We start from the raw sequence: 17,738 nt of genomic DNA, 5'->3' as shown, positions 1-17,738 counted from the left end.
CTGAAAGTGGATGCGCATGGTAATACCCGCCCTTGAGCCGATCGCGTGGGCCGCGATTGTCTTGGCCGCTCTGTTCGTCGGTATCGGCAAGACGGCACTTCCCGGAATTGTCACTATTTCGGTGGCCTTGTTTGCTGCGGTCCTGCCCGCGCGAGAGTCGACCGCAGCGCTTCTCATCCTGCTACTCGTTGGTGACCTCATAGCGATCCGCATGTACTTCCACGATGCTGACTGGGCGATCCTCAAGAAGCTCATCCCGTCCGTCGTGGTCGGGGTGGCCCTTGGTGCCCTGTTCCTCTATTTCGTGAGCGATGATGTCATGCGCCGCTCGATCGGCATCATTCTTCTGTTCCTCATGGTGCTGACCCTATTGCTCATGAAGCGAGAATCGGGAGAGACCATCAGGGAGCTCTTCGCGAGGCGTTCCATTCGTTCCCTGTATGGAGCGCTGGGCGGGTTTACGACGATGGCGGCAAACTCGGGCGGTCCCGTCATGAACCTCTATTTCATTGCTTCGGGTTTTGACATGAGGAGGTTCCTTGGGACTCAGGCGTGGTTCTTCTTCACCGTCAATGTCATCAAGTTGCCCTTCTCTGCCGGAATTGGTCTCATGAATGCTGAGATCCTCACGACCGCAGCCATTCTCATTCCCGTTGTTCTCATCGGTGCCTTTATTGGCAAGATCATCGTCAAACAAATTAACCAGAAGGTCTTCAACGCCATCATCATCGGCCTCACCGTGGTGTCCGCGTTCTACTTGCTTGTGGGCTGACTCTAAGCACTCACCTGCGCCGACCATCCACCCGAGCCCAAGAACCCAAGTCCATCGACCCACATCCACCTAGCCAGGTCCATTGACTCAAGTTCGTCGACCCAAGTTCATCGACTCCGGTTTCCTCTTTGAGCAGGACCGCACGGCGTTAAGTGCATGAGCATAGGTATAAGGAGCATTGCGACATCAAGAAGGCTCAGGCAATGGCGCCACAACAAAGATGAGAGCTCGTCTTCTTGGCCCGTGCTGTTCCTGTGGGAGCGGCAACTCACTCGCCCCGAAAAGCAATCACCATTCCAGGATTCGTGTGAAACACAGCCTGTCGGCAAGCGGTTCTCTGGATCTAGTGTCAGCTGACTTGTGATTCTTGCTTCGACTCACTTGAGGTTGGGCTGTGCAATGATGACGTTCTCGATTTCCTGGCGGGTTGATGCGTAGGCGCCCTCCTGGCTGACTGTGAGGCCAGATGAGATGACTGCGCGGTGGAGCGCCGGCTGAACATCGTGCCAGCGAGCAGATCTGAGGTTACCCTTTGCCGCGACGCTACCGAGGAGTTCGGCATCGATGAGGCCGGAGATCAGTCCACCCATGAAAGAGTCTCCCGCTCCCACGGTGTCGGCCAGTTCAACATCGAGTGCGTCGATGACGAGCATGTCCCTATCAGCTCCGAGTTTCGCGTATGCACCCCAGGGGCCGCGGGTGACGATCACGAGTCCCGGACCTTTGGCGATCCAGTTCCTCATAATCTCCTCGATCGGAGTGTTCGGGTACAGCCACTCCAGGTCCTCATCAGACACCTTGACAACGTCGGAGTGAGCAACGATCTCTTCCACCCGCGCCTTGACGCTACTGGGACGTCTCATGATGGCGGGGCGCAGGTTCGGGTCGTAGGAGACCGTTCCCTGGATCACCATTCTCTTGACCGCCTTCAAGACATCCGTGCCGCCTGGTTCGAGAGTGGCACCAATGGAGCCGACATGAAGGTGGGTGATGTCCCGGGGCTCCGGAAGCTTCGGCACCTCCCACAGCAGATCAAACTCGTAGGTCGCATGACCGGTCTCGTCAACGGTTGCGTTCGCGACAGAGGTGCGTTCTGCTCGATCGCTCCCGGGAACGATCTGGAGGCCGGCGGTGGCCGCGACTCGTTCGATCTCGTGCCCGCGACGATCATTTCCCCACCAGGAGGCCAGGGACGTTGGGTGACCGAGGGTGGCAAGGACCGTGGCGACATTCATGGGGCTACCGCCCACGTGCTCGCTCTTCTTACCGTTCCGATCGACAATGTCGATCAGCGCCTCACCGACACACAGGATCGATTCAGTTGACTGCTGCATGAGATGCTCCCCTCGGATCAATCGTCTCGCGCTTTTCAGCTTATCCGAAGTCGGCCCCGCGCACCCGGGAATATCCTGAGATTCCACCGATAGCCCTGCACATCTCCAGATCCGAAAGCCGTACCCTGCCAAGTGGGAAATAACGCGCCTGCCAAGTGGGAGATGCCGCGCATGATGCGTCGAGCTTTCCTACAGCCACAATCACCCACGCAACATCTGCCTCTCCAGCACCGCCCAACTCGCAGCCTCCACCCAATTCGCAACGACCAACCTCCTCGCAGACTCCACCCTATCTTCTGCCAGCAGCCTACTCGCAGTCAGTGTCAGTTCCTGGCTCACTGACTTTGAGCCGCTCCCGCACTGCACCCTGAACGCAGTTACGCTCCCCTATTGGGGAGCGTAACCACATGCGAAGGTGCTATTCGAGATAGGTGTGAGAACAGGGTTGGTTCAACGCGCTCTCACGGAAAGGATTACTCCTCGCGAGCGAAGGACATCGAAGCTTCGTACGCACCGGACTCGGAGGGCCAACGGGTGGTGATGGCCTTGGCACGGGTGTAGAAGCGGACGCCCTCGGGTCCGTGGATGTGGTGATCGCCGAGGAGCGATTCCTTCCAGCCACCGAACGAGTAGTAGGCAACCGGGGTCGGGATCGGCACGTTGACGCCAACCATACCGGCCTCAACCTCGAGGGTGAACTTGCGGGCCATGCCGCCATCGTTGGTGAAGATGGCAGCACCGTTACCGAACTCGGAGGAGTTGACGATGTTGATGGCCTCTTCGTAGGTGTCAGCCTCAACGATCGTGAGAACCGGGCCGAACACCTCTTCCTTGTAAAGATCGGAATCGGTGGAAGCATTAGTCACGATGGTCGGGCCAATGAAGTGGCCGCCTTCCTTGCCCTCGATGACGAGGTCGCGACCATCAAGAACAACGTTCGCGCCGTCCTTCTCAGCGTCGTCTACGAGGCCGACGATGCGGGACTTGGCGGAGGCGGAGATGACCGGGCCCATCTGGACGCCCTCGTCGAGGCCGTAGCCGACCTTGATCTTCTCTGCGTTGCCCATGACGAGCTGAGCGAGCTTCTCGCCAACGCCACCGACTGCGACGACGACTGGGAGAGCCATGCAACGCTCGCCGGCTGCGCCGAAGGCGGCTGCGGAGAGGTGCTTGGCTGCGAACTCGAGGTCGGCATCGGGCAGGACAATTGCATGGTTGTTCGCACCACCGAGAGCCTGAACACGCTTGCCATGGGTGACACCCGTGTCCTGGACGATGTGAGCGACCGGGGTGGAGCCAACGAACGAGATGGCGTCGATGCCTGGGTGCTCGAGGATGCGAGTCACGGAGTCGCGAGTACCGGACAGCACGTTGAACACGCCGTCGGGCAGGCCGGCCTCCTTGTAGAGGCGAGCGATGATGAGGGACGCGGTCGGGGTCGGGCTGGCCGGCTTCAGGATGAAGGCGTTACCGGTCGCGAGAGCGATGGGGTGCATCCACATCGGAACCATGACGGGGAAGTTGAAGGGGCAGATGCCGGCGACAACGCCGACTGCCTGACGGATGGAATGGACGTCGACACCGGTGGAGACGTCGGACGAGTACTCGCCCTTGAGTGCGACGTTGATGCCACACGCAAAGTCGAGGGTTTCGCGTCCGCGCTGGATCTCACCAATTGCGTCCGAGTAGTCCTTGCCGTGCTCGGCGACGATGGCCTTGGCCAACTCGTCCTGGTTGGCGAGAACAAGTTCCCTCATCTTGAACAGGATCGCGGTACGGCGAGCGAGCGAAACCTTGGCCCACTCCTTCTGTGCGCGGGTAGCGACCTCGACGACGTGGTCCAGGTCGGCTGCGGACGATGCAAGCAGCTCGCCCTCGATCTCGCCGGTGGCGGGGTTTTCCACGGGGATGGTGCCTTCGGGGGTACCGGTGTACAGCTCTCCATCGACCCAATGCTGAATTGTCTTCACGATTGAACTCCTTGTTGCGTTCATGCCGCTCGTGTGCGGCTGCCATTGACACCAGTGTACAGGACCTAAGTCATTTGTACTAACAAATGGGATAGATCACTGGCATGAATTCTTAACATGACAAATCTCGTGCGCGAGCACCCGAAAATGGGCGGCTCAATGAACCGCCCATGTGCCTCGCGACTGGCCTGCCCTGCGTCGCCGCATTCTGCCAGCCGCGAGAGTTCCCGAGCGCGGGAGAGAGCGAGACGTGTAAACACTCCCCCCGCGCTGCGGAGTATTGGAAACGCGCGACCTAGAAGTAGTGCCTCTGCGGTGCTCGGTTCTTGACGTGCTCCTTGTAGGCCTCTTGCGTGGACTCGATGCGGGAGACTTCAGACACAGGGACGTCCCACCAGGAGGTTGCCGGAGGGTTGGGGCCGTACAGGTCGGTCTCGATGTAGATCATGGTTGCGCGATCGGAGGCCTCGGCCTCACGGTAGGCTTCCTTGAACTCGTCGATGGTCTTGACCTTGAGGACCTGGAGACCCCAGGACTCGGCGTTGGCGGCAAGGTCAACGGGAAGGTAATCGCCTTCCTGGTTGTGGGGGTTGCCGCCACCCATGCGGTACCTTGTGCCGAAGCGCTGGGAACCGCGAGACTCGGAGAGACCGCCGATCGATGCGTAGCCGAAGTTCTGCAGGAGAACAAAGATGACCTTGAGGCCCTCCTGGACAATGGTGGCCAGCTCCATGGGAAGCATCTGGTAGGTGCCGTCACCGACGATGGCGACAACCTCGGAATCCGGGAGCGCCATCTTCACGCCCATGGCTGCCGGGATCTCGTAGCCCATGGTCGAGAACGCGTACTCAACGTGGTACTGGACCGGGGTCTTGGCCCGCCAGAGTGCCTGGAGGTCGCCGGGCATGGAGCCCGCTGCGTTGATGACAACGTCGTTGTCACCCATCATCTCGTTGAGGGCACCGAAGACCTCGAGCTGGGACGGGAGCGGCTTGTGATCGAGGTGGTAGCAGCGATCCACCTCCTTGTCCCACGCCTCCTTCTCGGAGGCAATGCGCTCTGCGTACTCGTCGGAGACGTGGTAGCCCTCGAGAGCGGCGGTCAGGTCGACAAGTGCCTCGCGAGCATCCGCCACGAGCATCTCGCCGCCGTTCTTCACGGCATCGAACGCCTTGACGTTGATATTGACGAACTTGACGGCCTCGTTCTTGAACTGGGTGTGGGAAGCCGTCGTGAAGTCGGAGTAGCGGGTGCCGATACCGATGATGACGTCAGCCTCGTTGGCGAGGTTGTTGGCCGAGAAGGAACCGGTCGAACCAACGCCACCGACGGACTGCGGGGAGTCGTGGTTGATGGCGCCCTTGCCGGCCTGGGTGTCGGAGACGGGAATGCCGGTCGCTGATGCGAATGCGCGGAGCTCCTGCGATGCCTCGGAGTAGATGACGCCGCCGCCGGCGATGGCGAGGGGCTTCTTCGCGTTCTTGATGATCTCGACTGCGCGGTTGAGTGCGGCCTTCTCCAGCGGATCGCGGCGGATGTGCCAGACCCTCTTGTTGAATGCCTCGACCGGGAAGTCGAATGCCTCGGCCTGTACGTCCTGGGGCATGGCGAGGGTGACGGCTCCGGTATCGGCCGGGTCGGTCAGCGCACGCATCGCCTGCATGAGGCTCGGGAGGAGCTGCTCGGGGCGGTTGATGCGGTCGAAGAACACCGAGACGGGACGGAACGCGTCGTTGACGGTCGTATCGAGGGTCTGAGCGTTCTCAATCTGCTGGAGCACCGGATCCGGGTAGCGGGTTGCGAACTGATCCGAGGGAAGCAAGAGAACCGGGACGCGGTTCGTTGTGGCGACGGCTGCGCCGGTCACCATGTTGAGGGCACCGGGGCCAATCGACGAGGTGCAGACCATGGTCTGAAGACGGTTCTTCGCGGTCGCGAAGGCGGCCGCGGCATTGACCTGACCCTGCTCGTTGCGGGGCATGTAGTAGGGCATGGAGCCGCCGTCTGGCTCGGGATCGAGTTCGTTCTGCAGGAGTGCCTGGCCGAGGCCGGCGACGTTACCGTGACCAAAGATGCCAAAGGTGCCGGCAAAAAAACGCTGTTCAACGCCGTCCCTTTCCGAGTACTGGTTCACGAGGAAGCGGATCGTTGCCTGAGCAACGGTCAACCGGACAGTTTCAAATGACATTTAGTTCTCCTCGTTGAGTGGGATGAAGGGGACGCGGGGATCGATGTCGTCCCCTTCCCATGCTTGGCGTTGCCAGGTGTGGCAGGGATCGTCAGTCATGAGCCAGATGGAGTCCTCCGCGGGCCCACCCATGACGTTCAGGTAGTACATGTCGTGACCGGGAGCGGCCACTGACGGGCCGTGGTAACCCCAGGGAACGACAATCGTGTCGCCGCTGCGCACCTCGGCGCAGACATCGATATCCTTGCCTGGGGAAGAGTAGACACGCTGAAGGCCGAAGCCTTCGGTTTCGTTGTTCGGTCCGCCATCGCGGATCTCGAAGTAGTAGATCTCCTCAAGGACCCGCTCATCGTCCGAGTGAACGTCGTGCTTGTGGGGCGGGTAGGAGGACCAGTTGCCACCGGGGGTCAGCACCTCGCACACGAGAAGGTGGGAGGTCTCGACGTCGTTGCCGAGGGCGTAGTTGTTGACCTGGCGGGTCATGATTCCGGAACCGCGGATGCCGGTCTTGACCTCGTCGCGAGGACAGTAGCGAACCGACAGATTCTTCGATGCCTTCGTGGCGGGCAACGCGAAGCGACCATCCGTCTTAGCCGTGACCGTCAGGGTCTTGCCCCTGGGTACAAAGATGTAGTCGGTGATGTCGGTGAAGACCGAGTCGCGTCCCGCAAGCTCGTAGTCCGTTCCATCGACGCTCACGGTTGCGCTACCGGACAGGGGCAGGACGAGCAGTTCGGTCTCGCCGGTCTCAACAGTCTCGGATTCACCGGCCTTCAGCGCGGCAATCTTGAGGGAGCAGAACTCCCAGCCCGCGCGCTCGGTCGTGATCACGGTGTCAAACTTACCTTCGGCGCTCTCGCCGGCCTTGATGAGGTACTTATCGTTTTCGTTCATAGCAGCTCCACAGCATTGTCAACGGCCCGTTCGACATCGTCATCGTTCGGGTACAGTAGCGATCGCCCAATGACCAGGCCGAGCACGTTCGGTAGCGTGAGGGCATCTGCCCACTGACCAAATGCCGCATCCGGATCGTCGGGAACCTCTCCCCCAAGGATAAGGGAGGGAAGGGTGGTCGACGCCATGACTCGTTCCATTTCGTCGACGCAGGGAAGCTTGAGCCACGTGTACGCGGAGCTCCGGCCCTGGGCCTGGGCGATGGCGATGGACTTGATGACGGCGTCGGGAGACAGGTCGTTCTGGATCTTTCCATCGACCCAGGTCGAGATGAAGGGCTCAATCATGAGCCGCTTGCCGGCGGCGGACATTTCATCGACGGCCTTGGCGGTTGCTTCGAGGGTAACGGCGGTGCCAGCATCATCGAGATTGATGCGGGTGAGGGTCTTTCCACCCTCGAGTCCCGCATTCACGATTCCTTGCGTGTCGTAGCAGTTGAACCTGTCGTCCATCTCGAACGAGGCACCCTGCAGACCCACCCGGTTCATGGAGCCGTAGACATCCTTGCCGTCCAGTGCACCAAGAATAACGAGATCCTCAATCATGTCGGCGGTGCCAAGGAAGCCAGTGACTCCGGGCCTGTTCAGTGCCGCCACACAGCGCTCGAGGAGATCGCGACGATCCGCCATGGCGAGGGGATCCCCACCCGCGCCGAGCGCGCCACGGGCCGCGTGGTCGCAAGCAATGATCATCTGCTTCTTGCCCGGGATGGGACCCGGGCCGGGAACGCGGTTCGACAGAGCCTGCGCAATGCGCTCCGGCTCGTAGGCGCGTACATCTGTCAGAGTGTTGACGTCGATCATCGGCGGGCCTCCACCACGGGAGCGGAACCCGGGTTCTTCGCAATGAGGTCGAAGACTTCCGATTCGACGGGCATGGCGGTCGAGCACTCGAGGCGGGACACGACGATGGCGCCTGCGGTCGATGCGAACTGGATGGCCTTGGGGAAATCCCAACCCATGATGAGGGCGTGAGCGAGCGAGCCACCAAAAGAATCGCCTGCGCCGAGTCCGTTGACTGTCTCAACGGCGGTCACGGGAACCTCGATCCGCTCATCCGCGGTCTTCGCCAGGGTGCCCTTGGGTCCCTGCTTGACGATGGCGAGTTCGACGCCGCGTTCGAGTAGGGCGTCCGCAGCGCGGTCCGGCTCAACCTCACCAACGGCGATGCGGCACTCGTCGCGGTTGCCGACGGCAACGTTGACGTGCTCGAGAACGCTACCGATGTGCGTGGAGGCCTCTTCTTCCGACGCCCAGAACATGGGGCGGTAGTCTAGGTCGGCGATCGTCCAGCCCTGCTTGTTGCGAATGTTCAGTGCGTGCAGGTGGGCGGAACGGGAAGGCTCAACCGATAGTCCGGTGCCGGACAGGGAGAACACCTTGGCGTTCTTCACTGCCTCGGTCGGAATGTCCTCGGGTCGGAGCTGAAGGTCCGGAGCGGATGGCTCGCGGTAGAAGTAGAGCGGGAAGTCGTCCGGCGGGAAGATCTCGCAGAAGGTGACGGGGGTGTTGAAATCCTTGTTCTCAACAACGAACTCGTCCGAGACCCCGAGCCTGCGCATTTCCATGCGAACAAAACGACCAAACGGGTCGTCGCCGACCCCGGTGATTGCTGCCGAGGTGTGGCCCAACCGGGCGGCCGCAACAGCGATGTTGGTGGGAGATCCACCAAGGAACTTACCAAATGACGTCACTTCCTCGAGACCAACACCAGTCTGCAAGGGGTAAATATCAACCCCTGACCGACCGATCGTCAGAACCTCGATGTTTGCCGCGCTCATCGCGACTCCTTTCCGCATCCTTGAGGGAAGTACACTCTGATCATCCCTCACTTGTTACCCATAGTCAAGCCTTTGTCCTAACATTACGAAGTGCGAGTTCCCAGCAGTTTTTTCAAGAATGAGGACATTTGCGGGAGAATTCGCGCTATTGTTATCTCCATCCCCGAACAAAGGCCGGCACAAACATGAGCGATACAACCCTCGACACCCCCTATATTGCTGACATTCACCTTGATCGCAGGTCGACCACTCCCCTGTACCAGCAGATTGCAGAGCCCCTCACGCGGCTCATCATGTCGGGAGCAATTGAGCCCGGACGACTCATCGAGGACGAGGTCTCCCTTGCCAATCGCCTCGGGGTTTCCCGCCCGACGACGCGTAGGGCGCTGCAGGACTTGGTCAACAGCGGCCTTCTCGTGCGCAGGAGGGGCGTCGGCACGCGCGTCACACCAACCCACGTTCATCGCCAGATCGGCCTCACCAGCCTCAACGAGGATCTCGAGGCGGCCGGCTACGAGACCCGCACGGAGGTGCTGTCCTACCAGGTCCAGCTAGCAAACGACGACCAGGCTCAACCGCTCAATTTTTCGGCGGGTGACGAGGTCGTGACGATTGTGCGCCTTCGCTGGATCACCGACTCTCCGCTGGGAATCATGCACAACACGCTGCCCTCGAAGATCGCCCCAACGCTCACAGAGCTCTCGAACAACGGTCTCTACAAGTGCCTGGCCGATCGCAACGTCAAGATGTCGACCGCGGTCCAGACTATCGGCGCACGCATTGCAACAGATCGGGAATCGGATCTGCTTGGACTGGAGGCCGGCGCAGCGCTCATGACCATGGAACGCACCGTGTACGACGTCTCGGGTGACGTTGTCGAGTTTGGTCGTCACGTCTACGACGCCTCCCAATACAACGTGACGATCCCGCTCGTTGCCGACTAGGAAAGACCGGGGCCGGAATCACGTCAGAACAAGTGGTTTTCACACAGAGTTCGAGGTCATCAGTGCAATGCGATCAGTCCGCAATGAGACAAATGAGTCACATTCCCCAGTTTGTACATACAAAGTATTGACATGGGACTGACATGTCCATACACTCAGGATTAAACCCACTGCCCCAACGACGGGAATTGCGGTGGATTAGCCCAGGAGCAAGACACATGAGTGAAATCACGTACACCGATGGCCCCCTGTACGAGGCCACCAAGCAGTTCCCGACAGTGCTGTGGAACGACTCGTCCGATCTCGATGAACTGACCCAGTCCATCTCGTTCGGTGGCGTTGGCGCCACCTGCAACCCACAGATCGCCTACACCACGCTGAGCAACCGCCCCGACATCTGGACCGATCGCATTCGCCAGATTGCCGACGAGAACCCGACCTGGTCGGAGTCCGAGATCGGTTGGCAGGCTGTCAAGAACATGTCGGTCGAGGCAGCCAAGCTGCTCGAGCCCGCCTTCAAGGCCTCCAACGGCCGCAACGGCCGCCTCTCGGTGCAGACGGATCCCCGCCTCCACCGCAACGCCAAGGCTCTCGCCGATCAGGCTGAAGAGTTCCACAACCTTGCCGACAACATTGTCGTGAAGATCCCCGCAACCAAGACCGGCATTGAGGCCATCGAGGATGCAACGTCCCGCGGCGTTTCCATCAACGTCACCGTGTCCTTCTCGGTTCCTCAGGCAGTTGAGGCAGCCGCAGCCATCGAGCGTGGCCTTGAGGCACGCAAGACGGCAGGTCACGACGTCTCGACCATGGGACCCGTGGTCACGATCATGGTCGGTCGCCTCGATGACTGGCTGAAGTCGGTTGTGGCCCGCGATCAGCTCTTCCTTGACTACTCCGCTCTCGAGTGGGCCGGCATTGCCGCAGTCAAGAAGGCCTACAGCGTCTTCCAGGAGCGCGGCTACACCGCCCGCCTCCTCGTCGCTGCCTTCCGTAACCCCTACCAGTGGACCGAGTTCCAGGGTGGCGACCTCGTGGTCTCTCCCCCGTTCAAGTGGCAGAAGCTGGTCAACGACTCCGATTACGTCGTCGAGGAGCGCATGAGCAAGCCGGTCGATGAGTACTACATCGAGCAGCTGCGTCGCATTCCCGACTTCAACCGCGCATATGATGTTGATGGCATGACGGTGGACGAGTTCGCAAGCTTCGGCCCCTCCGCCAAGACCCTGCGTCAGTTCCTTGATGCAGACAACGCGCTCGATCAGCTCGTACGCGACATCATCCTTCCTGCACCGTAGCGGGAGTCCGCTCCTCCTGGAGTTCAATTTCGAGAGAAAGACACTGACGTGATCAAGATTGGCATTATTGGAGCCGGTCGGATTGCGCACGTGCACGCGCGGTCTGTTTCCGCCCATCCGAACGCCACCCTCGTGGCGATCTCGGATCCGGTGGAGCGTGCCGCGTCTGCATTGGCGCAGCAGACCGGAGCTCGATGGACGACGAGTGCGGATGAACTCATCTCGGATCCCGAGGTTGAGGCCATCATCATCTGCTCCCCCACGCCCTTCCACACGGAACAGATCCTGGCCGGTGTCAAGGCCGGTAAGCCTGTTCTGTGCGAGAAGCCGGTGGCCATGGATACCGACACTGTCTATCAGCTCGAGAAGAACCTCGAGGGCCTGGATCCGACCGTCATGATGGGCTTCAACCGCCGCTTTGATCCTTCCTTCGCCAAGATCCACGACCTCGTGGACGATGGCACCGTGGGTAAGGTCGAGCAGGTCACGATCATCTCCCGCGATCCCGCCGCTCCACCTCCGGAATACATTGCCACGTCTGGCGGCATCTTTAAGGACATGACGATACACGACTTCGACATGGCACGGTTCTTCCTTGGCGACATCACCTCTGTCGTTGCCATCGGGCAGAACCTGGATCCGGCCCTCAAGGACACCGGGGACTTTGATGGCGCCATCATCACCCTGACCAACGCCGAAGGCACGACCGCGACAATCACGAACTCGCGCCACTGCTCCTCCGGCTACGATCAGCGTCTTGAGGTCTTTGGCGATAGGGCCACGGTCAATGCCGATAACATCCGGCCCACGACCGTGAGCGTCTCGACCGGGACTGCCACGGCAGCCAAGGATCCGTACCTCGACTTTTTCCTCACGCGCTACGAGGCCGCCTACTCTGCAGAACTCGACGAGTTCCTCGCCGCCATCACCCAGGGCCGCAAGCCGTCCCCCGATGTGACGGATGGCAGGAAGGCACTGGAGATTGCGGAGGCCGCCGAGACCTCCGCACGCACGGGAACCATCGTCCATCTCTAATCTTGCGTAGGCCGCTTACCAGGACGCTTCGGCCCACGCACCGCAGGGTTGAGAGTGCTCAACGAGTATTACTCTTCCCAGGGTGGGCAGGTACGCACCTGCCCACCCACAGCTTTCCTGAAGCTCACAGTGACGCGGCGCCTGAACACTCCAGCACGAGCCCCAGGACGCACCACACCACACAACACAACACAACAGACAAGGATGTCACGCCATGAAGATTGCTGGCGCTCCCATTTCGTGGGGAGTATGCGAAGTTCCGGGTTGGGGATACCAGATGACCCCCGAGCGAGTACTGACTGAAATGAAAGAGATCGGCCTGACCGCGACCGAGTTCGGTCCACAGGGGTGGTTGCCGATCGAGGCCGAGGCGCGAGCAGAGGCCGTGAGCGAGTTCGGCCTGGAACCCGTTGGCGCGTTCTTCCTGGCCATCATGCACGATCCCGACTTCGATCCCATTCCTCTCGTCGAGAAGGAACTCGATGCCTTTGAGGTAGCCGGCGGCACGTACCTTGTTCTCGCTGCCGATTCTGGCCGCGACGGCTACGACGATCGTCCCGTCCTCACCGAGGATGGCTGGGCAACGCTCTTCACCAACCTTGACCGCATCTTCCAGGCGGCGGCCGCTCGCGGCGTCACCGCCTGCATTCACCCTCACTGGGGCACGATGGTCCAGAACGTCGACGAGGTTGAGCGGGTTCTCGACAACTCGGCCGTGGGCCTGTGCCTCGACACCGGCCACCTCGCGTGCGGCGGAGCCGACGTTGTCGAGCTGACCAAGAAGTACGCGGATCGCGTCTCGATCGTGCACGCGAAGGACATCCGCAAGGACCTGACCGACAAGCTCCTGCCCGGTGAGCTCGTGTGGGGCGAGGGCATCCGCGCCGGCATGTTCACGCCCATCGGCCAGGGCGACATCGACTTCGCCACCATCGTGTCCACCCTGAACGATGCCGGATTCGACGGCTACTACGTTCTCGAGCAGGACATCATGATCGATGGGGAGCCCGCCGACGGCGAGGGCCCCATCGACAACGCACGAGCATCCTTCGAGGCGCTCCAAGCGCTCGCCTAAGCACAGCTTTTGCACTTCTGAGTAAAGAGAGCTGAAAATATCGCCCACCTGTCGTGGGCGATATTTCATTGCTCTCCCAATGTTCCAAATCACAGCCTGGCCGAGTATTATCAGTCACGGATACTCTTTTTCTCATTCATAACTGTTTGAAGTTAGAGTTTTTCACCCAAATAATGAAAATAGTCGGGAGTTGACCGAGAGCCCGGCACGATCTCAACGTAGAGGTAGGAATAATGCTCATCAGTCTTCACGAGGCTTTGGAATACGCGGAGAAGAACAACGTCGGCATCGCCGCGATCAACACTCCAACGTTCGAAATGCTGCTGGCTGCTATCCGCACCGCGGAGAAGTACAACATCCCCCTCATCATCCAGCACGCTGAGGTTCACGAGACGATCAACAAGATCGAGGACATCGGCCCGGTCATGGTTGAGCTCGCCAAGCGTTCGACCGCTCCTCTCGTTGTCCACGTCGACCACGGCGAGTCCTTCGAGTACGTCAAGCGCGGCTTCGACGTCGGCTTCAACTCCGCCATGATCGATGCCTCCCGCCTCCCCTACGAGGAGAACCTGGCCGTGACGAAGCAGGTCGTCGAGCTCGCCAACCAGTACGGTTACGGCGTTGAGGCAGAGCTGGGTGTCATGCCCGGCCGCGAGGACGGGGCACAGATCGGTTCCGGCGAGAGCAACGAGACCCTCTACACCGAACCGGATCTGGCGGAGTCCTTCGTCCGTGATTCCGGCGTCACGGCACTCGCCTGCTCCTTCGGCACCGTTCACGGCCTCTACAAGGCAGATCCCCAGCTCAACTTCGAGCTCATCTCGACCCTGCGCGAGCGCACCGGCGTCCCGATCGTCATGCACGGAGCATCCGGCCTGTCGGAGGCCGAGTACCGCGAATGCATCACTCGCGGCGTCCGCAAGATCAACTACTACACCTACGCGGACAAGCAGTCCTTCGAGCAGGTGCAGTCCTTCCTTGAGGCTAACCCGGACACCTTCACGTTCTCACCCCTCACCGTTGAGGCAACGAAGGCCGTCGAGGAGAACCTCGATGTTCTCGTCAACACCCTCTACGAGAACGTCATCAAGAAGTAGTCGGTTTTTCTCAGAAACTCAGGCAAGAGTTCCTCCAGATTCCAAGCGGGAGCGAGTCGCGGACTTGCTCCCGCTTCTTCTACCCCGCCTTGTCCTTTGCTCAGCCGTTTGCGTATCACGGAGGACGTGATGCCCTCGTAAGCGGTCAACCTCCGTGGGCATTACCTAGCTAAGCACGAGCAGACATGGTGTCTGGCTTCGCACGAGCTCGTGGTTCCTAGCTGCGCATGAGCTGGCGGTGGTAGGGCTGGGCGAACTCCGGCATCTCCCGCAGCCGTGTCCGCCACGCCTGCGGCAGGTAGGGATCGGAGAGCAGGACGCGACCAAGGACCGCGACATCGACGCCGTCGCGCACGATCTGTTCGGCCTGGGTGGCCTCGGTGATGAGACCGACGCTGCCGACAGGGACTCCAGTCTTTGCGATCTCGCGGGCGAAACGCACCTGGTAGCCGGGGCCGGCCGGGATCTTGATGTTGGGGATGTTGCCGCCAGTAGACACGTCGACAAAGTCGAGTCCCAGTTCCTTGGCGCGTTCGATGAACTCCACCGATTCGGCCACAGTCCATCCCACCCTCTCATCGTCAGCGAACTCGCACCAGTCGGTGGCGGAGATCCGGATGGCGAGGGCACCTGGTACTTCCTTGCGCACTGCCTTGATGACCTCGAGCCCGAACAGCATCCTGTCCTCGCCCCAGCGGTCGGTGCGCTGGTTTGAGAGCGGCGAGAGAAACTCGTGGATGAGGTAGCCGTGTGCTCCGTGCAGTTCGATGATCTCGAATCCCGCTTCGACGGCCCTGCGGGCCGCCTGAGCGTAGGAATCGATGAGGCCCTGGATCTCGTCCTCGGTCAGCTCGTGCGGGGTCTCGTACATGTCGGAGAACGGGATGGCTGAGGGTGCCACAGGGTTCCAGCCGATCTCGGAGGTCGACGGGTAAAGAACGGTCTGCTCGTCCCAGGGGCGGGGGCCGGACCCCTTCCTACCCGCGTGACCGAGCTGGATTCCGGCGGTGGCCCCGGTCGACTTGATGAGCTCGGCAAGCTTCGTGAACGAGGGAATCTGATCGTCGTTGTGAATGGCAAGGTCGAAGGGCGAGATGCGACCGTTCTCGGTCACGGCTGTCGACTCGACAATGATCGCGCCAATCCCTCCCCATCCCCTGCTCGCGTAGTGCACGTAGTGCCAGTCGCTGGGTCGACCTAGGTCCTCTCCCGAGGGGGCAGCCGAATACTGGCACATCGGTGACATCCAGGCACGGTTGCGTACGGTCACGTTCTTCAGGGTGATAGGAGAAAACAGTTGAGACACTGATGTCCTTTCAAGGCTCACGAAAGTGAGGGGGTGAGGGATGGTGCTGCCTGCGGGGCTACGCCCAGGGCTGGTAGGGCCCGACGTCGGCCACCTCGACAGTGGGTGCTCCAAGGGTCGGGGCGATTTGATCTAGCCACAGCTGCGCCCAATGCTGGTAGGCATGTGCGTTGGGGTGGAAGAAGTCTGTTGCGTGGTACCGGAAGAGGTAGCTCATGAGAGGCAGGGAGGATGTGAAGTTGTCCAGCTCAATGAGGTGGTGACCATCGCGATCCGCGTACGAGTGGATCATGGATGAGATGGCCTTTGCCCGGCTTCCCAGCGGACCTGGACCGAAGGACGGCACGTCGGAGATGAAGGAGCCCTCGGGCAGCGACCTTGTCAGTGCGGCCACGTAATCGGCAAGCAGCATGTCATCCACGCCGTAGCTCACGTCGTTACCACCAATGTCGCACGTGAGAATGTCGGGAACGATGCCGACCTGAGTCTCGAGTCCCTTGAGAGACAAAACCTGATGGGTGAGAACGGAGGGAATGACCGCGCCCGAGACGGAGAGGTTGATGAGCGCGACCTCACGGCCCGTGATGTCGGCAAGTGCGGCGGCGAGTCTCGGCACGTAGCCATCGAACACGTAGCCGGCTCCCAGCCCCTGGGCCGCAGAGTCACCGAGAGCAACGAAAATCAGCGGGTCCTCGATACCGGCTTCCCGGTTGCGGTGAATCTTGGACACAACCGCAAGGTTGGATTGCTCCCAGTACCTGGCGAACGGCTTGCGCTGGTTAGCTACTCGCTTCGCCCTATTCGCGATGACCTGGCTACCCGCTATGACTGCGCCTGCTCCGAGGAAGGCGGTTCTCATCTTTGACATGAATGAACCCTCTCTTTCCTTCCCCAGGATAGTCCAGTCTAGAACCGGCGTGCGAGAACGCTCGCGTAGAGCAGGACGGCGGCGGCCGTTGCCACGTTGAGCGACTCGGCATTACCCGCGATCGGAATGGATACCGTGAGGTCGCAGCGATCGAGGAGGTCGGGCGTGAGCCCGCGTGCCTCGTTGCCCAGCACCCACAGGGTGGGCTGAGCAAGGTCAAGCTGGGAGTCCCCGAGTACGAGGTCTCCCGCGCCGTCTGCGGCAATGACCTGGAAGTCGTGTGCCTTGGCGCGGGCAATGACCGTGCGGGGATCCAGGTTGGTGGCGGCAGGAACATGGTAGGTGGATCCCGCAGCGGAACGAATCACCTTGGGCGAGTTCAGATCGACCGAACCGGTACCGAAGAACACGGCTCCGGCTCCTGCGGCGTCGGCGGTGCGAATGACGGTGCCCGCGTTACCCGGGTCCTGCATCTCCACCCCCAGGATCGCAAGATTGGTGTCCTCAAAGAGCTCGTCGATGTCGGGATGTGCCTCCGTGTTGAGGACCGCGAGGATGCCCTGGCAGTCGGAGGACACCTGGACCAGGATGCGTTCGGGAACAACGTGGGTCCAGTACCCGTCCGTCAGTTCCGCAAACTCGGGGTGACGTTCAAAGATTTCTTCGGTCAGGTACACGTCACGCACGCGCTCCCCCGCCCACGTCAGTGCCTCCCGGACGGCCTGCGGCCCTTCGGCGATCTCCTGGGAGAAGGTCGACCGGTTCTTCGCCTGGTACAGGCCCTGAACCTTCTGGAGCTGTCCGGTGAGCGAGTCGTGATACTTACGCATGTGCTTCTTTCAAGAAATCGACGGGGAGAAAAGAGATGGCAGGAGAAAGGGACGTGAGGGCTTGAGCCGCGAGACGGGGAATGGCAGAAGTGGCGAGTGTTGCCGGGAAAAGTGGGCTCAAGGAACGAGCGGATTTTCTCACTGGATCGGATATGGCAAGTGGGGGCGGCGTGTGGCGGCCCGAGCTGCTGACCTGGCGGTCAAAAAAGGATTTGAAGGCAAACAAAATCGATGTCTACCGCTTTGGCTCGGTTACAACACCGTACCCGTGGCCGGCTCCGCGCGCA

At 60.8% G+C, this 17,738-nt stretch carries 16 protein-coding genes; 7 read left to right on the top strand and 9 right to left on the bottom strand.

The features are described from left to right. The first annotated feature begins 16 nt into the window (after positions 1-16). Positions 17-772, top strand: coding sequence for a sulfite exporter TauE/SafE family protein (locus tag QMB98_RS01835; protein ID WP_371683936.1), 756 nt, complete (start codon positions 17-19; stop codon positions 770-772). A gap of 377 nt (positions 773-1,149) precedes the next feature. Here QMB98_RS01835 and QMB98_RS01830 read toward each other — a convergent pair whose 3' ends face one another. The 6 genes from QMB98_RS01830 to iolC form a co-directional block, all read right to left on the bottom strand. Continuing rightward, the gene (locus QMB98_RS01830) at positions 1,150-2,106 is read right to left on the bottom strand and encodes a carbohydrate kinase (RefSeq protein ID WP_371683935.1); all 957 of its coding nucleotides are present in this window, start codon (positions 2,104-2,106) and stop codon (positions 1,150-1,152) included. 473 nt (positions 2,107-2,579) lie between these two features. Further along, positions 2,580-4,076, bottom strand: a complete 1,497-nt coding sequence (locus QMB98_RS01825; RefSeq protein ID WP_371683934.1) for a CoA-acylating methylmalonate-semialdehyde dehydrogenase — start codon at positions 4,074-4,076, stop codon at positions 2,580-2,582. A 295-nt stretch (positions 4,077-4,371) separates the two neighbouring features. Next, positions 4,372-6,264 carry a 3D-(3,5/4)-trihydroxycyclohexane-1,2-dione acylhydrolase (decyclizing) gene (iolD, locus tag QMB98_RS01820; protein ID WP_371683933.1) on the bottom strand — a complete coding sequence of 631 codons (1,893 nt, stop codon included), beginning with the start codon at positions 6,262-6,264 and terminating at the stop codon, positions 4,372-4,374. Next, entirely contained in the window at positions 6,265-7,158 is an 894-nt protein-coding gene (gene iolB, locus QMB98_RS01815) for a 5-deoxy-glucuronate isomerase (protein WP_371683932.1), read from the bottom strand. It abuts the gene before it with no gap. Next, entirely contained in the window at positions 7,155-8,021 is an 867-nt protein-coding gene (locus tag QMB98_RS01810; protein WP_371683931.1) for a deoxyribose-phosphate aldolase, read from the bottom strand. Before QMB98_RS01810 ends, iolB begins: the two co-directional genes overlap by 4 nt. Next, positions 8,018-9,016 carry a 5-dehydro-2-deoxygluconokinase gene (gene iolC / locus QMB98_RS01805; protein WP_371683930.1) on the bottom strand — a complete coding sequence of 333 codons (999 nt, stop codon included), beginning with the start codon at positions 9,014-9,016 and terminating at the stop codon, positions 8,018-8,020. The genes QMB98_RS01810 and iolC overlap by 4 nt, the downstream gene beginning before the upstream one ends. Positions 9,017-9,183: 167 nt before the next feature. On the opposite strand from iolC, the gene QMB98_RS01800 reads away from it, so the two are divergent. From QMB98_RS01800 to QMB98_RS01780, 5 genes are all read left to right on the top strand, one after another. Then, entirely contained in the window at positions 9,184-9,942 is a 759-nt protein-coding gene (locus QMB98_RS01800) for a GntR family transcriptional regulator (RefSeq protein WP_371683929.1), read from the top strand. Positions 9,943-10,160: 218 nt separating this feature from the next. Further along, positions 10,161-11,240, top strand: a complete 1,080-nt coding sequence (locus QMB98_RS01795) for a transaldolase family protein (RefSeq protein WP_371683928.1) — start codon at positions 10,161-10,163, stop codon at positions 11,238-11,240. Between the two features lie 48 nt (positions 11,241-11,288). Next, positions 11,289-12,275 (top strand): inositol 2-dehydrogenase, encoded by a 987-nt coding sequence (gene iolG / locus QMB98_RS01790; protein ID WP_371683927.1) that lies wholly within the window; start codon positions 11,289-11,291, stop codon positions 12,273-12,275. Between the two features lie 214 nt (positions 12,276-12,489). After that, the gene (locus tag QMB98_RS01785) at positions 12,490-13,350 is read left to right on the top strand and encodes a sugar phosphate isomerase/epimerase family protein (RefSeq protein ID WP_371683926.1); all 861 of its coding nucleotides are present in this window, start codon (positions 12,490-12,492) and stop codon (positions 13,348-13,350) included. Between the two features lie 233 nt (positions 13,351-13,583). Continuing rightward, positions 13,584-14,447, top strand: coding sequence for a ketose-bisphosphate aldolase (locus QMB98_RS01780; protein ID WP_371683925.1), 864 nt, complete (start codon positions 13,584-13,586; stop codon positions 14,445-14,447). Positions 14,448-14,664: 217 nt separating this feature from the next. Here the strand turns inward: QMB98_RS01780 and QMB98_RS01775 are convergent, their stop codons facing one another. Genes QMB98_RS01775 through QMB98_RS01765 form a run of 3 tightly spaced genes read right to left on the bottom strand, consistent with a single transcriptional unit; the run spans position 14,665 to position 17,451 of the window. Next, positions 14,665-15,753 (bottom strand): NADH:flavin oxidoreductase/NADH oxidase, encoded by a 1,089-nt coding sequence (locus QMB98_RS01775; protein ID WP_371683924.1) that lies wholly within the window; start codon positions 15,751-15,753, stop codon positions 14,665-14,667. A 58-nt stretch (positions 15,754-15,811) separates the two neighbouring features. Further along, the gene (locus QMB98_RS01770) at positions 15,812-16,621 is read right to left on the bottom strand and encodes an SGNH/GDSL hydrolase family protein (protein WP_371683922.1); all 810 of its coding nucleotides are present in this window, start codon (positions 16,619-16,621) and stop codon (positions 15,812-15,814) included. A 38-nt stretch (positions 16,622-16,659) separates the two neighbouring features. Next, the gene (locus QMB98_RS01765; RefSeq protein WP_371683921.1) at positions 16,660-17,451 is read right to left on the bottom strand and encodes a TrmH family RNA methyltransferase; all 792 of its coding nucleotides are present in this window, start codon (positions 17,449-17,451) and stop codon (positions 16,660-16,662) included. An 80-nt stretch (positions 17,452-17,531) separates the two neighbouring features. On the opposite strand from QMB98_RS01765, the gene QMB98_RS01760 reads away from it, so the two are divergent. Beyond that, a partial coding sequence (locus QMB98_RS01760; protein WP_371683920.1) for a hypothetical protein occupies positions 17,532-17,738 on the top strand: 207 nt, incomplete at its 3' end.

Source organism: Flaviflexus sp., from assembly GCF_041440645.1.
Lineage (GTDB): Bacteria > Actinomycetota > Actinomycetes > Actinomycetales > Actinomycetaceae > Flaviflexus.
This window is presented reverse-complemented; position numbering and strand designations above follow the sequence as displayed.